Source organism: Amphibacillus sp. MSJ-3 (assembly GCF_018919165.1).
GTDB lineage: Bacteria > Bacillota > Bacilli > Bacillales > Amphibacillaceae > Amphibacillus.
Window position 1 is genome coordinate 53,534 of sequence record NZ_JAHLQM010000001.1, and the last position, 18,287, is coordinate 71,820.

General features: G+C 35.7%; 13 protein-coding genes, 4 pseudogenes and 1 other annotated feature. All 17 genes and pseudogenes read right to left on the reverse strand.

What is annotated here, in order from left to right; translation table 11 throughout:
- Positions 1-8 precede the first annotated feature (8 nt).
- The 17 genes and pseudogenes from KQI76_RS00255 to KQI76_RS00330 all read right to left on the reverse strand — a co-directional run bounded on the left by KQI76_RS00255 (position 9) and on the right by KQI76_RS00330 (position 17,926).
- Positions 9-863, reverse strand: coding sequence for a site-2 protease family protein (locus KQI76_RS00255; protein WP_216398298.1), 855 nt, complete (start codon positions 861-863; stop codon positions 9-11).
- On the reverse strand, positions 850-1,581 hold the full coding sequence (locus KQI76_RS00260) for a M23 family metallopeptidase (protein ID WP_216398299.1): 732 nt from the start codon (positions 1,579-1,581) through the stop codon (positions 850-852). Before KQI76_RS00260 ends, KQI76_RS00255 begins: the two co-directional genes overlap by 14 nt.
- Before the next feature lie 473 nt (positions 1,582-2,054).
- Positions 2,055-2,852, reverse strand: coding sequence for a septum site-determining protein MinD (gene minD, locus KQI76_RS00265; RefSeq protein WP_216398300.1), 798 nt, complete (start codon positions 2,850-2,852; stop codon positions 2,055-2,057).
- On the reverse strand, positions 2,845-3,528 hold the full coding sequence (minC, locus tag KQI76_RS00270; protein WP_216398301.1) for a septum site-determining protein MinC: 684 nt from the start codon (positions 3,526-3,528) through the stop codon (positions 2,845-2,847). Before minC ends, minD begins: the two co-directional genes overlap by 8 nt.
- A gap of 37 nt (positions 3,529-3,565) precedes the next feature.
- The gene (gene mreD, locus KQI76_RS00275; protein WP_216398302.1) at positions 3,566-4,108 is read right to left on the reverse strand and encodes a rod shape-determining protein MreD; all 543 of its coding nucleotides are present in this window, start codon (positions 4,106-4,108) and stop codon (positions 3,566-3,568) included.
- Positions 4,108-4,986: a rod shape-determining protein MreC gene (gene mreC / locus KQI76_RS00280; protein WP_216398303.1), complete on the reverse strand. Its 879-nt coding sequence runs from the start codon at positions 4,984-4,986 to the stop codon at positions 4,108-4,110. Before mreC ends, mreD begins: the two co-directional genes overlap by 1 nt.
- A gap of 14 nt (positions 4,987-5,000) precedes the next feature.
- A complete protein-coding gene (locus KQI76_RS00285) occupies positions 5,001-6,041 on the reverse strand; it encodes a rod shape-determining protein (RefSeq protein ID WP_216398304.1) in 1,041 nt (346 codons plus the stop codon).
- A 359-nt stretch (positions 6,042-6,400) separates the two neighbouring features.
- A pseudogene (locus KQI76_RS00290) lies at positions 6,401-6,544 on the reverse strand (JAB domain-containing protein); the annotation flags it as partial.
- Positions 6,545-6,639: 95 nt separating this feature from the next.
- Positions 6,640-7,737, reverse strand: coding sequence for a group II intron reverse transcriptase/maturase (locus tag KQI76_RS11970; protein WP_216398305.1), 1,098 nt, complete (start codon positions 7,735-7,737; stop codon positions 6,640-6,642).
- A gap of 431 nt (positions 7,738-8,168) precedes the next feature.
- Positions 8,169-8,255 (reverse strand): annotated as a pseudogene (locus KQI76_RS00300) (JAB domain-containing protein); the annotation flags it as partial.
- A 118-nt stretch (positions 8,256-8,373) separates the two neighbouring features.
- Positions 8,374-8,529, reverse strand: a pseudogene (locus KQI76_RS11975) (HNH endonuclease).
- Positions 8,530-8,631: 102 nt separating this feature from the next.
- Complete coding sequence (locus KQI76_RS00305; RefSeq protein ID WP_253288731.1) at positions 8,632-10,173, reverse strand: reverse transcriptase/maturase family protein; 1,542 nt, start codon at positions 10,171-10,173, stop codon at positions 8,632-8,634.
- 605 nt (positions 10,174-10,778) lie between these two features.
- Positions 10,779-11,270 (reverse strand): annotated as a pseudogene (gene radC / locus KQI76_RS00310) (RadC family protein); the annotation flags it as partial.
- A gap of 155 nt (positions 11,271-11,425) precedes the next feature.
- A complete protein-coding gene (locus tag KQI76_RS00315) occupies positions 11,426-12,268 on the reverse strand; it encodes an SPOR domain-containing protein (RefSeq protein ID WP_216398307.1) in 843 nt (280 codons plus the stop codon).
- 277 nt (positions 12,269-12,545) lie between these two features.
- Positions 12,546-13,301 carry a prepilin peptidase gene (locus KQI76_RS00320; RefSeq protein WP_216398308.1) on the reverse strand — a complete coding sequence of 252 codons (756 nt, stop codon included), beginning with the start codon at positions 13,299-13,301 and terminating at the stop codon, positions 12,546-12,548.
- Positions 13,302-13,915: 614 nt separating this feature from the next.
- Entirely contained in the window at positions 13,916-15,178 is a 1,263-nt protein-coding gene (locus KQI76_RS00325; RefSeq protein WP_216398309.1) for a bifunctional folylpolyglutamate synthase/dihydrofolate synthase, read from the reverse strand.
- Positions 15,179-15,280: 102 nt separating this feature from the next.
- Entirely contained in the window at positions 15,281-17,926 is a 2,646-nt protein-coding gene (locus KQI76_RS00330; RefSeq protein WP_216398310.1) for a valine--tRNA ligase, read from the reverse strand.
- 63 nt (positions 17,927-17,989) lie between these two features.
- Positions 17,990-18,222, reverse strand: a binding site (T-box leader).
- Positions 18,223-18,287 lie beyond the last annotated feature (65 nt).

Genomic DNA, 18,287 nt, shown 5'->3' on the forward strand with positions numbered 1-18,287 from the left:
AATAAACCTCATTTCGTTCCATGCTCAATCAAATCGTCTAAACGAGCATGATGTTGTCCTTTTTTAAAATAGTAGGAAAGACAATCCGATTCACTTGTTACCATCTGCCGATCACGTATTAAAATTGGATGATAACGATTCAAGTATAATTGTGTGAAGACATCTTTTAGAAGGGTTTGACTTGTAAATGTCAATGGCATCAAGTGGTCAGAACGCTTTTTTTGATTCATTCTAGTTAATAAAAAACGTTGATAAACATATAATCGTCGTTTCCATTCTAATAGATTTTCCCAAATAAGAAAAGTAAACAGAACAAATAAGTTTATGATTGCTTGATCAAAATGTATCATTACCATAAAAAGAAGGGTCAAACAGGATAACGAAATTATAATGGTTTCTTGGTAAGCTTTTTTAAAAGGAAAAAAATAATTCAAACTAATATTTAATAACTTACCACCATCGAGTGGCCAAACGGGAATTAAATTAAAACACAAAATTAAACTATTATACCGGAAAGCAAAGTTAATTAAGTCGGGATCTACGCTATCAAATGTTTGAATCAGGAGTAATATAATGAAGATAAATAGATGTTGCAATGGACCTGAAACCGTAACAAATAGTTGTTCTTTCATGGGCTTATTCAAATGCTCTTCTGTTTCCATTACGCCACCAAAAATCCATAGTGTAATCCTGCGAATATCCCACTTAAAATGCTTTGCCATAAGGTAGTGACCAAATTCATGCCAGCTAACAATCAAAAAAATAATTGTAATTTCAAAGAACATCCCTGTCATGATCGAGAGAATAAAAATAAACCAAATGGATGGATGTAAGTAAATAAAATGGTTCTTATTTAGGATCATTAACCGTAATAACCTCAAATGGATCTAAAAATTGATTACCTTTTTGGATTGAGAAATACAGATTAGATCCTTCAGTCTTTGAATTTGATGATGTTCCAATTTGCTGGCTTGCTTGGACAAATTGATAGGGTCTTACATTGATCTCAGTTAAAAAACCATAAGTCGATTTAGTTTGATTAGGGTGCTGGATAACTACAGTCTTCCCTGTTTCCCGATCATTACCCGCAAATAAAACAGTACCCTGGTCAATTGAAAATACATCCTGCTGGTCTATCGTTTTAAAGATTACACCTTGTCCATTCGTATCAAATGATTCATTAATCACGCCATTTACAGGTAATACTTGCTGATTAGTCACTGGTACAGCGGATTGATCAACAAAAAAGCCTAAGGGTATTCCAAACTGTTTCTGGTACCACACATTGACTGTAGCAAATGGAAATTCATCATTCAATTGGCTCGCTAACCACTGCCTTGTTTGACTTGATGTTGGTATGAACTGGAGTATTACCACGGAAAGTAAAAATAAAAAACCAGCCATGATTATTTGCTTCACAAAATAGGGGGTCTGTTGTTCTGTATCGTTCTGTTTTTGTTTAACTTGTTTAGCTGCTATTGGTTTAATCGATTGCTTTTTAGACGAACGCTCAAGTGCTTTTAACTTAATTGCTTTTCGTTTAGCTAATGATTTCCGAACTTCATTTAAATCTCGCCTCATCACTACTCACAACCTTCAATATGCATTTGTACAAGTTTATTCATCCATATGAAAATTATGAATCGATCAAGTGATAAAGTGAAACTTCAATCAGCGGGCTTCCGACCTACAAGACTTAGTTCATACAGACCATAGGACGTGTTAAGTTAAGTTTAGTCTACCCTCCCCTATCCACCATTGAATGGGACTGGGACTGCGGTTACTCGTCCCAGCGGAAATATTTGCGGTTACTCGTCCCAGCGGAAACATTTGTTACTACTACAAAGGTATGACCTAAAGGGCCTTGAAGCAATCAGGCTCTTACCGGCAGTTGCACTGTGATATAGAAATACGACTATCAATAATTGCCTAGAAGAATAAAAAACCCGAACGATTTCCCCAAAAAATCAGTTCGGATAGTATGGTTAAAATAGTATTGTTCTCCACCACTTCATTATCATTTTCATTTAGCAGCTAAATCTTCTATTCAAATATTAATCACGTAAACCTAAGAATTTCTTTACTTTAGTGAACATCCCTTTTTCTTCAGAGAATGATTGTAACGGAACTGATTCTCCTAAAATCCTACGTGCGATATTGCGATAAGAAATCGATGCTTTTGTCTTTGGTTGAAAAGCAATAGGTTCACCATGATTAGAAGCTTTAATCACCTCGTCATCATCAGCAACAATACCTAACAAATCGATTGCTAAGACTTGAACTATTTCGTCAATCGTCATCATGTCACCTGTTTTCATCATATGATTTCGAATTCGATTAACGACTAACTTAGGTGGCTCGATTTCTTCTTGTTCTAGTAACCCAATAATTCGATCAGCATCACGTACACTTGACTTTTCAGGTGTTGTAATAACAATCGCATGATCAGCTCCTGCAACCGCATTTTTATAACCTTGTTCAATTCCAGCAGGACAATCAATAATAATATAATCGAATTCCTTTTTTAGCTCTGAAATCATTTCAATCATAGCTTCTGGAGTTAAATCATTTTTATCACTTGTTTGCGCTGCTGGTAGCAAATATAAATAATCAAAACGTTTATCTTTAATTAAAGCTTGCTTAAGCTTACATTTTTTTAAGGAAACATCAATAATATCATAAATAATTCGGTTTTCTAATCCCATCACAACATCAAGATTACGGAGTCCAATATCAGTATCCATTAAACAGACTTTCTTTCCCATTAATGCTAATGCAGTTCCTAAATTAGCAGTCGTTGTTGTCTTACCAACGCCACCTTTTCCTGAAGTAATCACTATTGCCTCAGCCATTTAAAACACTCCTTTCAAAACCATTTAATTCCGGTCTTTTTTTGGCAACAACTTGCAATCGATCGATGATAATTTTATTTGAGTCGTCTATATAACCGCATTCCATATAAACACCCTCTGTTTCGTAGTCAGGAGAGCGACTATAAAGATCAGAAATACGTAGTTGAACGGGATTCATATATGATGCCATAATCACTGCAGATACATTCCCCTTCATACCTGCATGGGCAATACCTTGTAAACTTCCCATTATAAAAATATTCCCTGTAGCTTTTACTGTTCCACCTGGATTTACATCTCCAATTAACAATAGATCACCAGTCACTTCAATAACTTGACCAGAACGAACCGTTTTCGTTAGAACTTGAATCTCACTTTCCTCTTTCCATCTGAGGGCATCTTCTTTTAAAATAACATTGGATTCAATATCCTGAATGACTAACTTATTCTTTTGTCTGATCAATTGACGCAATTGATCCTCTTGATCACTATGTAAAAGGCGATTACCTAATTGAACATTTATTCTAACTAGAGATTCTACAACATCAAGTTCATCGTATGAAAGTGCCTTGTCTAGCTCTTTCAATAAAGTATCAAAAGAGCATGAATCATCTAGATAAAGCGTCAGCCCATCACGTGTTCCTTTAATTGTGACGTATTGATTTTTTCCAATCAAGGGCACACCTCCTATTGCTAAAGTTTGTTGTAAATAACTAATGTGCCGATTGCTTATGATCAAACCGTTCGTTAGACCATTTTACCAATCTCTTCTTTAAAAGTAAGTAAAACAGAAAAAATAGAATCATGTTTACAATCAATGTCGGCATAAGTCGATGAGATAAATATACTGTTAAATCCATTCGAACGACACCAATAAATTGATAAATCAAATAGAGTAAAAAATCAACAACCCCAATGCTCACGAATGTTAACATAGTAGCGACATAAAAATTCGCATGTAGAACTTTTCGCATACCATGAACAAAGAAAACTAATATCGAATAGCTAAACATATAAACACCTATAATATCGGTATAAATGATATCAATGATTAATCCTGATAGAATCGCAAATATCAAAACATAGTAGGTATTCTCTAAATCATAAAATAACTTAAGTAATATTAAAAATAGAAGAACAGAATGAATAACAACAATCCATCCCGCTTCTGATATACTGGTTGGGACAAGTTGAACTGCTGCACCTTGTAAGACAATTAACAAGGTGAGAATAAGTGGGAGGTATACTCTAGACATCAGTCTTCCTCCTCACTTACATCAGCGCTAGTACTTGTTTCCAAATCACGATCAATTACAATAACATGTCTTAAATCATTCACATTAGCTGACGGTTCTACATAAGCAATCTGAGTTAAACCATATTGATCAGTTGTTAGTTCCTCAATAACGCCAATTTCTAAACCATGGGGGAAGACACCACCTAATCCAGATGAAAAAACAGGGGCGCCTTCAGGAATTTCCTCATAATACTCAGTAAACTCTAACAACAATTTATCATGCTCTTCGTTATATCCTAAAATAAATCCACGCGCATCTTCATCATCTTCAGATAGATTTACATTGACGGCAATTCGGTTGGAACGGTCGAATCCATTTAATAAAAGAACTGTGGAAGTGAATTGAGATGCTGATTGAATCTTCCCAATCATGCCTTCAGCAGTAATAACTGCCATATCCTTTTCAACTCCATCTTGTTTCCCTTTATCAATTGTTACTTGTTTGAACCATTGCTCAGGACTTCGAGCAATCACAGTTGCTTGAATTGGCGTATAATCGCGAATACTTTCTGTTTTATCAAGCAGATTCATTAACTCTTGGTTTTCTTTGCGGAGTTCTTGAACTTCATACAATATTTTCTGATATTGTCCTAAGTTTTCTTTTAAAACTTGATTCTCGTCATACATATCTATCATACTATCTATATTTGAAAAAAAACTCGACACATAATTAACAGGTGTTAGAACAATTTGTTGCATCCAGCCAAAGGTGTCTTGAAAAAACTCTTCTATTGTCGAACGTTGCTCACGATCTGTTAATGAAAACCCAATTAAACCGACCAAAACAATTAGCGCTAATAAAATCGTAAATAGACGCTTTCTTCGAAAAAAAGACATCGCTAATCCTCCATTTAATCTAAACTAGAACGTGATGAAATATTAGGATAAGACCTGAAGTGGTCAAGATATTCAAGGGCTTTTCCAGTCCCGATTGCAACATTATCAAGTGGTTGATCGGCAATAAAAACAGGCATATGTGTCTTTTCAGAAATGACCTCATCTAGGCCATGAAGCAAAGCGCCACCTCCAGACAAAACAATTCCCCGCTCCATTACATCAGCTGCAAGTTCAGGTGGTGTTTTTTCCAATGTATCTTTTATTGAATCGACAATTGCAGATATCGTATCCGTTAATGCACTAGTAATTTCGTTTGCCGTTATAGTAATTGTTTTAGGCAATCCTGTCAATAAATCTCGACCTCTTACATCCATTTCCGGATTATCAACCTGTACATTGGCTGAACCAATATCCATCTTAATTGATTCTGCTGTTCTTTCTCCAATCATCAAACTATATTTCTTCCGAATATATTGTGTGATCGCCTGGTCCATATCATCACCAGCTGTTCTTACAGATACACTAGTCACAATACCTCCTAATGAAATAACAGCTACTTCTGTTGTTCCACCACCAATATCAACAATTAAGCTACCTGTTGGATCCCAAACAGGCAAACCTGCGCCAATAGCTGTTGCAAACGGCTCGGCTATTGGGAAAGCATCCTTAGCACCCGCTTGCTTAGTTGCATCAATAACAGCACGTTCTTCCACCATTGTAATGCCTGATGGAACACAAACCATCACATTAGGCTTACGCGCAAAAGAAGAACGGCTCTTTTGGGCCAAACGAATATAATACTTCATCATAATTGCTGTTATATCATAATCTGCAATTACCCCACCTTGCATTGGGCGAATAACTGAAATGTTCCCAGGTGTTCGACCAATCATATTTCGAGCATTACTTCCTACTGCCTCAATTTCTCCTGTAGAGTTATTCATAGCTACCACTGTAGGTTCTCGAACAATAACCCCTTTACCATTTAAATACACTAATGTATTTGCAGTACCTAAATCAATTCCTAAATCTTGTCCAAAATTAAACTTCGCCATCTTGATCGTCCTCTCTAACAATAAGGGAATTTAACGAGTTATCCTTGCTATCCTTTAATTGTAAACCATTTTAAATATATATTCAAAAATATCTCCGTCATTATTATATTGATCGTTTATCCTTTACCAACTTACCGGAAGAACCCCTTCCAACGATTCAAAAAAAGGGTAAGACTATATGCTGTAGATAAGGGTAGAATCCAGTGAGTAAAGAAAGAAATGATCATTCTGATTTCTATCCATCTTAGTTTAACATAATTAGAAACACCTTACGCAAGAAATAATCTTAGCGTAAGGCGCTACTTAAAAATTACTCGCTTATTTAATTATACGAGAATCGGTGAAAAATTGATAGTGTTTCATACATATCCTTTTTCCTTCAGTGAAACAAATTTGTGATCACCAATAATGAGATGATCCAAAAGCTCAATTCCTATCATTTTTCCGCACTCTATTAATCTTTTTGTTACGTGGATATCTTCTTGAGATGGTGTTGGATCGTAGGGTCGGCTATCATGGTGCAGATATCTATCTAACCTCCCTCAGAACCGGACGTACACTTTTCAATGTATCCGGCTCGCCAGTTGACATCTTTTGATTAGAGAGATCGAATAAGCTTTTGCTTCGGTAAATAAAATCGATCAATATCTGACTTTTTTAACTGCTTTGAAGCTTGTGCCATTGTACAATTAAACTTACGAGAAATTGTTTTCAATAAACTTAGATAAGCAAAGTAAAACAACTTTCCCAAAGTTTTGTAGTTAGTAGCATCAGAATAATGATTAGCGACCTGAAAGAGTTCTTGCTGATACATCAAGTGAATTTCTTTAATAGGTAGGTGTATTAAGGCCCCTCTCATTTTGGGAACTTGATTATGATAATCTCCATACTGAAACATATGCGCACACTTGATCAGCATATGCTGAGGTACTTCAGCTCGGATTTGATTCAACTTCCAATCACGTTTAATATCATAACCATGTAGGTACAAAGGAGAGGAAAAGTGTGTGAGGTAACATTCATATTCTTTACCAAGTGCTGAATTCAATATTTGATAAAGTTGCAGGGCTTGTTTTTTAACTGATGGAATTCCTAAAAAAAGCTGATTCTGATCGATAAACACCTTCAGATCACATACTCTCTCCATCTGTTTAATTAGGGGTAAAATACGAAATGTAATAGATACATCGCTTGTTAATTGCTGATAATACGGTTCATCCCTTTCTTTAATTTGTTCCAATACTTTAGATAAATACTGTTTAAAGGCTTCACCATCAATATATCCTTTTATTTGATTAAATAAGTAATCTTGAGAGATTGACTTTTCCTTTATCGTTATAACCCAATTTACATGGACCCAATTCTTTTTAAAATGGGAAATAGTAGTAGAAATCTCTTGTTTTTTATACATATTAATCGTTTGGTCAACAAAAATAGTTCTAATAAAAAAGGAAGTCGCTGCTATTAACTTCTCAACTTGTCTTGATGGCAATTGCCTAAAATCAATCGGTTGCCTAAACAATTGTTTAAATTGCCGACAATCATTTTTAGCTTGTCCCGACAGATTCACTCGGTTATCATATACCCTACCCCAAAAATCTTCTTGATAAAAAATCTTATCGCAATCCTTAATTCGATGATTTGCCTTAATTCGATCACGCATAATACTTATTTGATTAAAAGGTTTTTTCGTCACATTCATGACACCTCAATCTATTTTTTGTCAACCTGTCCCCCTTTCCCTTGCTAAACAAATTACTGCAAACGTTGAGTACTATGGGGACTCCGTTATCATATTGCTTTAAGCAATTTAGACAATCCCTACCTTACAATTAATAGAAGATATGTGATGGACAGGTACTCATTTCGACTGTTTCCTTTATTTAAGGATTGTTGAATAAGCCTTATTATAAAAACTACCTGGCGTGTAGCTCTTATCTTATTCATCTATCAAAATTGATAGATTCCATCCCAAAAACATTAGTCTAGAGTTCAAGCAGTTTAGCCTTTACCATACATCACTTGACCTTATCACATCATGCGATTGTCCTTCGATCACGTTTCCGCTAGAAGTTAGATGCTGGTCATAGAACGACATAAGGAGTTCTAGATCATAATTGATCACTTCTATAAATCACAGTATAGGCGCACGCCAGAAGGATGATTATGCACACAAATGATTGAAGCCGCTGAACGTTTGACAGCTTCCCTGAAGTAGGGTAGGTACCATGCGCCTTACTTTGTTCCCAAAGCAGGTTTCACAATTCCCCCCTCCAAACCGTACGTACTCCTCTCAGAGTATACGGCTTTCCATTTATCAATCTAACTTTCTCTAGTATAGATCTAGGTGGCCTTTTACGTACATTGCAATTGTTTTGCGATTTCTTGCAATCATTTTTTGATCCCATCACTTTTTACCTTTTAAGCTCTTAAGCTTATTGACGTGATGCATTTCTTTTCGAACATTTCTACAGCACATCATTCGCATTTTCCAATTTTAAAAAAACAGTCGATGAGATCTGTGCTGCCACCGTAAATGATAGTATTTTTAGATTATATCTACTAATCCTTCTTTGCCTTCCAAGTTTTTTTACATCCGTTGTTCTATAAAATAAGTAATTTGAGGCCCGTCCTTCGTTATATAACATATGCCTAATTTCCCGTTTATCTTAAATCTTGTCATGATTTTACTGACAGGGCTTTTGTATTTTTTCGCATAGGTTTTAATCAAGCTATACTTCATTGTTTGTCGAAAAGATTGAAGGACATGCGCATTACTTGCTAGGCGATAATAATCATAAAACCCTTCAATTTCCGCATTATACTTACAAAGTATTTCCAAGTTGTCATTATGCACTAAATACGGTCGATAAACTGGTTTCCACTCATTATTGCTACCAATTTTCAACGCACCTAAATCGAGAAGTTTTTTTAAGTATTTCTCGTGCGGTACAAATAGTTTCACTTGATAGTTGACCTTTCGCCTTTTTGTATCGTTAGGCATCTTCATTCTGTGCCAGTCCCTTACAACTCGAATGTCATAGTCTAAGAATCTTGCGTTTTTCTGACTGTGAGTTATCAGCGCTTTTTCAGCACTCAGTTCTAATTTTAGTCTATTTGCAAGGTAAGCCGTTAAGTTTTTCCTGATTTGTTCGGCTTCCTTTTTACTGCCGATCACGCCGATAATAAAGTTATCGGCATATCTTACGTATTTCATTCGACGATAGTTCGGGTCAAAGAGGACTTTGCTGTCATGATTTTGTAACTCCTTATATAAAACTTTTAATTCACTAAGTCTCTCAGCTTTTTCTTCTTTAGTTATCTGTTCCCAATCACATATATTTTTCTTTTTACAATCATTAATCTTTGATGACAGGCTTAGATATTCAATGTAATGCGTTCCCGTTTCACCTTTGCTGTAGTCCGATGCATACTTTTCTACATATTTATCTAATTCGTGCAGATAAATATTTGATAGTAACGGACTGATTATGCCACCTTGAGGTGCCCCGCTGTAGGTCTTATGGGAAAACCATTCTTCTACATAACCTGCCCTTAGGAATTTCCAAATTAAATTAATTAATTTCTCATCCCTGATACGTTTTCGTAAAAGTCCAACTAATATATGATGGTCGATATGATCAAAGAAATCTTTTATCTCCCCTTCAATAAACCATCTCGCACCTGTAAAGGTATTGCGTATTTCTTTTAAAGCTGTGTGACAGTTACGATTTGGTCTAAAACCGTGCGAATGATTTGAGAACTGCGGTTCATAAATGCTCTCTAAAATTTGCCGAAGGACTTCTTGCACTAACTTATCCTCAAAGTTTGAGATATCCAAGGGCTGTCTCTTGTCATTTTTCTTCGAAGGATAGATTCTGCCTACTGGTTTAGGCTGATATGTCTGTTCTTTTAGCTTTTCGATTAGACACTCGATCCTTCCTATGCTCATTCCACCGATTTTGTCGTTATCAATTCCCTTTGTATTACTTCTTTTATTCGGGAAGAGTTTGGCATAAGCCTCTAAATAGAACTCGGTATTATACAAATTCCGATATAATCTTTTAAATACATACGATTCATCTTGTGCTTTGGAAGTTAGACTGTTTAATACGACTTTTGGATTTCTCATAGAGCCTCTCGCTCCTTCCCAATTTTGTATTAAACTAGATAAACTACCCTCCTTCGCCAGGTAATAGGCTTTCCCTATCTCAGACTACTACGAGAGCTCCGTTGCCATATCAGATATTCAACATCATCTTTCTCGCTTTTCAGCTTGAAATTTGTCACCTTATTAGGCATTATGTATAGCTGTATTAACAGCATTCTGACTTAGGCAATCCCCATTTAGACACTTAGAAACATAGCATTTCATAGTTTCGGATGTGATTTTCACTCTTTTCTTCCATATAGAAGATGGTCGAAGCAGTATCACTTCATATTTCCCGAAGTTTTTAGGAAATATGCATACTTCATCCAGCGTATATCGTTACTTCCCGCTGAAGGCCCCCGTAGTCCTCCTCAAGCTATCATTCAAGCAATCTAGCTTTCATCCTTGTCTATGAATTTCATCTCGCCATTCAGTCGTGTCTTAGTAACTAGACAACTTATGGCTTTGCCAACATGCTACACTCCCCGCTTAGTTTCCCTTACGGATAAGTTGGTTGATGATAGGGTAAAGTTTGTGATATTTCCCCTACAGCTTTGCTAAAGCAGATTTCCTAAATGCCCTTATGGGCGCACAACTTCCCTTGGATGGACGATTGAGGCGTTCAAGCTCCCAATAAAAATTGTCTGACGGTGAATGATTTGATTTTTTGTATTTAAGAAAAGAACGACAAAATTCTCCTGATTCTTATTTCTTAAATCCTCCATTACAAAATCAGCACCGTCTTGCGGCGAACGAATTACATATCGCTCTGGAGCTTTAAATCGATTGATTCGATTACCTAATTCTATCGCCGCCAATATATTCACCGCTTTTACTTTCCCGATGCCTTTTATCGTGATTAACTCTTCGATCGTTGCTTCACGTAATAATTCAATCCCTTCAAAATGTGAATAAATACGCTTTGCTAATTCTTGAACACTTTCCTTTTTCGTTCCACTCCCAATTAAAATAGCAATTAACTCTTGATTTGATAAATGTGATGCACCGAATTCAATTAATCTTTCTCTTGGGCGATCCTGCTTCGGGATATCCTTCATCTTCACATGAAGATTAGGCATGATAAACCTCCTTTCTTACTTCGTTAATTTCTATTGTAAACATTCTTAGAAATTCAACAACTAGGCTATTTTTCAAAAAGGAAGCTAAATACGGATAGAAAAAAATATTAAAACCAAAAAGATACTAAATCTATCATTCAAAAAACAATTATTTATTAATCTGTTCCAATTATCATTTGGTGATAATCGTTTAATAGAACAAGTAAATCATAAGCAAGCTGATCATTTGTCATTTCTTCTAGTTGTAAATCAACACTTTGACGAAATTGTTGTGAAGGTGCGGATAATTTTTCTTGATCAATTGTTAACCAGTTTTGCCATGCTTGGTCAAGCTCAGTTGAATAGCCTGATAATGATTGCTGCCATAGTGTCTCAAATTCAATCAACCAATCTTTTTCTTCACTAGCTAGCTTTATTTTTCCAGTATCAGTTTGCCATTCACGCACATAAACATCCAACCCCTTGTCAGCTAGTTCAATCCCCATTTGTTTAGCTTCTTCTTCTGATTGATAGATTGCTAAAAAAACCCGATAGTCTGTATCCGTAGACCAAATAACTGTAGGATATCCTTGTGAAGTTAAGATTTCTTGTGATAATTCAGCTTGTTCCATTGATTGAAAAGCACCGGCCTGAATAACATAACCTGATAAATCTCCTAGTTCAACCTCTGGGTTTGCTTGGCTTGATAAATCTGACGGTGTCTCTTCTTTTACTGGATGAGATTTAGCTTGCTCCATAACGGATGTATCCTCATCATAAGAGAAAATGAATAGAAGCAGCAAACCAAAGCCTGTCCCTATTAAAATAGCTGACAGTCCTGTTAAAAAAATTTTAGACCACCTTTTCTTTCGCTCTCGATCAAATTTAGAGGAGTTTTTTCCATATTTATAAGGCTCTATTTCCGTTAAACTTGCAGCACTTTCCTGAAAAGTATCTTCATTAGTGAATGGTTTTCGATCATCTGATAACTTGTAGGTTACTTGATATTTTGATTCCAATTTTTCCACCCCAATCTACTCTGCTTGTTTTACCCTATCATGAAAAGGGACAAAAAAAAGGCGATCTTTGTCAGATCACTTATAAAATCGTTCTTTCTATTCTGCGTTTTTTTTACAATTTATTATAATTATTTTTCTGAAATGAGCCTAAGTGAATCTTCACCAAAGAATGACCCTTAGCTTTCATTCAATATTAGATGAATGAATTAGATTTTTACTGATGCTTACCCCTAACTTATCACTCGGTCACTCAGAGATTACTGTGAGGATTTCCTAATCAGTTAATCAGCGATAAATAACTAATTAAAATCTGGTCACCAAACAACATAACGGTAATAGTGGCCAAGCTTATATAGGGTCCAAATGGAAGTTTTGAATATCTAGTCACTTTCTTAAACAATAATAAAATAAAGCTTATGATCGCACCATACAAAGTTGATAAAAAAAACACAATTAAAATATGAGGAAAACCAAAGACTATTCCTAGTACCGCAAAATACTTCATATCACCAGCACCCATGCCACCATTACTAACAATGATAATCGTCAATAATAAGCAAAAACCTATAAGTGCACCCAAAATCGGTGACCACCAAGGGGTCAGTGGAACAAAAATCCTGCCCACAATAAATAGGGGTGAAAAATATAAAAGTAGTTTATTTGGAATTAAAAAATAAGTATAATCCGTTACAATTATAATGACAGCTAAGGAAATAACGAATAAAGCGATGATTAATTCAAGTGTCAAATTAAAACGCCAGTAACTTAGAGCGAATGATAAGCCAGTTAACACTTCAATAAAAGGATAGATCTTTCCGATCGGTTGATGGCAACCACGACATTTCCCCATTTGACAAAAGTAAGAGAATATTGGAATCAGTTCATACCATTGAAGTTTTTTCTGACATTTTGGACAGTAGGAACGGATTGAGTTGAAAAATTGCTGTTTAGGTACACGTAAACCAACAACATTGAAGAATGAACCAAAAATAGTTCCAATCAAGAAAAATAGGCTATAAAAGAAAGTTTCCATAGTCTGCTCCTTATCTAAATAGTAACCCTCGATTAGGTTAGAGTTTAGTTAAATGTATCGTCTTTAGAAATTAATTAAATTGATCGTATATACATAAACTGAACGATCATTTTGTCTTTTCTTGTTGTTATTCTGTTTTATCGCAGTGCAATTATCAGTAAAACTCTCACTGATTGAATTTTCACTTTTTCATTTAGTTTGGATATCGATTATCTGGTGAGTGGATGACTGGCTATTCAGCCCTACTACTAAGATTTGAATACTTAAGGTCATATTTTATTGAGGATAGGGTAGATTTGTCAGGGGATTGCTCGATTTATAGGCGACTCTTCTATGACCAGGCTATTTTTTCTTCCTCCGAATATAAGGCATTTCCATCTTGTATTCGACATTATCAATCATTGTTACACATTTCCTATCATTAGCCTTTAGATCCTCCTTCCCAAGCGTTTATTTAATTCATCCGATAAAAAAAGGCTACCCAGCTCATACTATTCATCGGCAATAATAATTCCTTGATGTAATAGAAGTTAGGTAACCATGGTGTAACAACACTTTTTAGTGTTTCTCTTATTCCTTAGTATAATTCTATTTTCATTAATGGGCAAGATATTTCAGCTAAAATATCCTCTGACTTTTCCAACAAAATCAAGTGATCCCACCACAAAGGTCACTTGTTTATCTGTATTCGTTTCTACTAGTAGATTTAAGACTTCTTGCCAATTATCAGATTTCTCCTTTTTCGGATGATTGGACATGTTAAATAATCTATCCGCTTGTTCAGCACGTTGATTTTCAAAGGTCGTAAAAATCATTCGATCAAAGTGAGGTTCAAGAAGCTTTAGCATATCTGCAATTGGTTTATCCTTAAAAGCAGCAAACACTAATATTTTTTCTCTTTCCAGATCGTATTTTTTTACTGTTTTTATAAACGCGATAATACTCTCTTTATTATGGGCACCATCAATAATAACAATAGGATGATCATTAATTTGTTCAAAGCGAGCAGGTAAATAGGCTTGGCTAATACCACTCTTTATTTGTTCTTCTGTGATTTTAAACCCACATTCCCTCAAAATGAAACTCGCCTTAATCGCTAACGCTGTATTAAGAAATTGGTGTTCTCCTAATAATTTTAACTTCAAAGGTAACATTCGAAACTCGTCCTTATAATATGGCTGGTTTTCAATCCAAATCACTTGAAAGGTATTTCCAATTTCCTCTAGTCTTGCATTTTTTTCTAGAGCTACATCCTCAATGATTGAACTTGCTTTTTCTACCATCTTACCGATTACTACTGGTTTGTTCGGCTTTATTATTCCAGCTTTGTGTGAAGCTATCTGTTCAATTGTATCACCTAAAAAAGCTGTATGATCATAGTCAATTGATGTAATGATCGAAATAATCGGGTCAAATACGTTTGTTGCGTCTTCCAAACCACCCATTCCCGTTTCAATAACAGAGATATCTGCATGATTTGAAAAAAACTGAATCGCAATAGCTACGATTATTTCAAAATTACTTGCTGGATTGCCTTCACTATTCAATAACTCTACCTCAGTGACTAATTGATTCGCATAAGTCAAATAAAGATCATCTGATATTGGCTGTCCATTTAACTGAATCATGGCTTGATAAGTTGTTAAGCTAGGTGAAGTAAATGTCCCGACACTATAGCCAGCCTCTGATAAAATAGAAGCTAAATAGGTTACGGTTGACCCTTTTCCATTCGTACCCGCAACATGAACAGCCGGCAAATTTATCTCAGGGTGTCCGACACTACGAAGTAATCGGCTCATCCTTGCTAAACCAGGTTTAATACCTATATTCTCGCGGTTGCAAAAAAACACTTCTAGTGCATCAACGGAAATAAACATCCCAATCAACCTCTCATTTATTATGATAGTTAACTTATAAGTCTCTTTCTAAAAAAGTAACTAACTATTTAAAGTCAATAGTTAGTTACAAAAAATTTACTATCATTGTTTTAATTCATTTATTCGTGCGGCTACCTTCTCACGTTGTTCCAAATAGTCTTGTTCTTTCTGCTTCTCAATTGCTACTATTTTTTCAGGTGCTTTTTTAACAAAATTATCATTACTTAACTTACCTTGTACCCGCTCTACTTCTTTATTTAGCTTTTCTAGTTCCGCTTCCAATCGGGCTAATTCTTTTTCGTAATCAATTAAGCCAGCTAACGGTAAGTAAAGTTCCGCTCCGGAGACAACTGCTGACATTGATTTATCTGGTGCTGTAAGATCAGGTGCAATCAATAATTTTTCCGTGTTACAGAAGTGCTCAATATAATGTTGATTCTGTTTTAGTTGATCTGCAATATGTTGATCCTTCGCTTTAATAACAAGCTCGATTGTTTTTGACATTGGTGTATCCACTTCTGCACGAATATGTCGGACAGAACGAATAATTGCAACTAAACGTTTCATTTCATCTGCTGCTTGTTCATTTGAAAGCTCATCATTAACTTCTGGCCATGCAGCCTGTGTAATTGATTCACCTTGATGCGGGATGTGTTGCCAAATTTCCTCAGTCACAAAAGGCATAAATGGGTGAAGCATTCGTAAAATTTGATCAAGCACATAAATAAGAACTGAACGTGTTGAGTGTTTAGCTGCTTCATCATCACCATATAGCGGAATTTTCGCCATCTCAATATACCAATCGCAGAAATCATCCCAAATAAAATTATAGAGATATCGACCAACTTCTCCGAAATCATAACGGTCACTGTGACGATTCACTTGACTAATCGTTTCATTTAAGCGTGTTAAAATCCATTGATCGGCGATGTTTTTATCTCCCGTGAGATCTACATCCCCATTCTCCATCTGATCAATATTCATTAATACAAAACGCGATGCATTCCATATTTTATTAATAAAGTTCCATGTAGATTCTACCTTTTCCCATTGAAAACGCAAATCCTGTCCTGGTGTTGAACCTGTTGCTAAGAAATAACGAAGTGAGTCAGCTCCGTACTTCTCGATAACATCCATAGGATCGACACCGTTACCTAGTGATTTACTCATCTTTCTACCGTCTGCATCTCGAACAAGTCCATGGATTAAAACATCTTTAAATGGTCGTTCATCAGTAAAATGTTTTGATTGAAAAATCATTCGTGCAACCCAAAAGAAAATGATGTCATAGCCCGTCACTAGTGTATCTGTTGGGAAATAACGATTAAACTCTTCATCTTCAGTATTTGGCCAATTTAATGTTGAAAATGGCCAGAGGGCTGATGAAAACCATGTATCTAATACATCCGGATCCTGTTCCCAATGTTCGAGATCATGCGGCGCTTCCTTACCAACATATACTTCTCCAGTTTCCTTATGGTACCAAGCAGGAATGCGGTGTCCCCACCATAATTGGCGAGAAATACACCAATCACGTATATTATCCATCCAATGTAAATAAGTACCTTCGAATCGTTCTGGGATAAAATTTACTTTTTCAGACTGATCTTTTTGTAGAGCAATTGCTTGATCTGCTAATGGTTGCATCCGAACAAACCATTGGGTAGATAGGTAAGGTTCAACGACAACACCACTTCGCTCGGAATGACCAACCGAATGAACATGCTCCTCAATTTTAAATAGAACTCCATCTTCTTGTAAATCTTTTACGATCTGCTTACGACATTCAAATCGGTCTAATCCTTCATATTTACCTGCATTCTCATTCATTGTACCATCTTCATGCATAACAAGAACACGTTTTAATTGGTGGCGGTTTCCAATTTCAAAATCATTTGGATCATGAGCAGGTGTTATCTTAACAGCGCCTGAGCCAAATTCCCTGTCCACATAATCGTCTGCAATAATTTCAATTTCTCGACCTACAATTGGAAGAATGGCTTTTTTGCCAATCAGATGCTGATAGCGTTCATCTTTTGGATGAACAGCAATTGCTGTATCTCCCAACATTGTTTCTGGACGTGTCGTCGCAATTTCAATATAGCCTGAACCATCTTTTAATGGATATTTCATATGATAAAAGTGTCCAGTCACTTCTTCGTGAATAACTTCAATATCTGATAAAGCCGTCTTTGTCGATGGATCCCAATTAATAATATATTCCCCGCGATAAATTAGACCTTCTTCATAAAGTTTAACAAATACCTCCTGAACCGCTTTTGATAAACCTTCATCAAGAGTAAATCGTTCTCTTGAGTAATCTAGACCTAAGCCAAGCTTCTCCCATTGTTGACGAATAAAATCGGCATAAGATTCTTTCCATTCCCATGCTTTGTCAAGAAACTTATCACGCCCTAGATCATATCGACTAACTCCAGACTCTCTAAGCTTTCCTTCCACTTTTGCTTGTGTTGCAATGCCAGCATGGTCCATCCCCGGTAAATACAGCACGTCATAACCCTGCATCCGCTTCATTCGTGTAATAATATCTTGAAGTGTTGTATCCCATGCATGCCCAATATGTAATTTACCTGTTACATTTGGTGGTGGAATCACAACTGTATACGGTTTTTTATTCAAATCCCCTGTTGCTTCAAAAAATTTGCCATCAAGCCAATATTGATAACGACCTGCTTCTACGGCGTTTGAATCATATTTGGGTGGTAAACTATGTTTACTCTCTGCCATAAATATGACCTCCTCTTTTAATTATTCTTTTGAACACAAAAAAACCAATCTATCCTAAATTATAGAAAGGACGAATTGGCTTTAGCATTCCGTGGTACCACCTTAGTTTATAGTACAATCACTATACACTTCATTAAATCTAACGGTTTTGAACCGGTTTAACCTACTTGTCATACAACGTTCAGCTAAACAACATCCAAGGCTACCTTCTGCGATCAGTAACTTAGGAATCTTTCAGCAAGCGATTCCCTCTCTAAAAGTATGATCAGCATACTCTTCCTTTTCATCGTCATTTATAATATTCTATTTCATACTCATTATTTTATCCAAAATACATGACTAAAGTCAAGATGATTGCAAT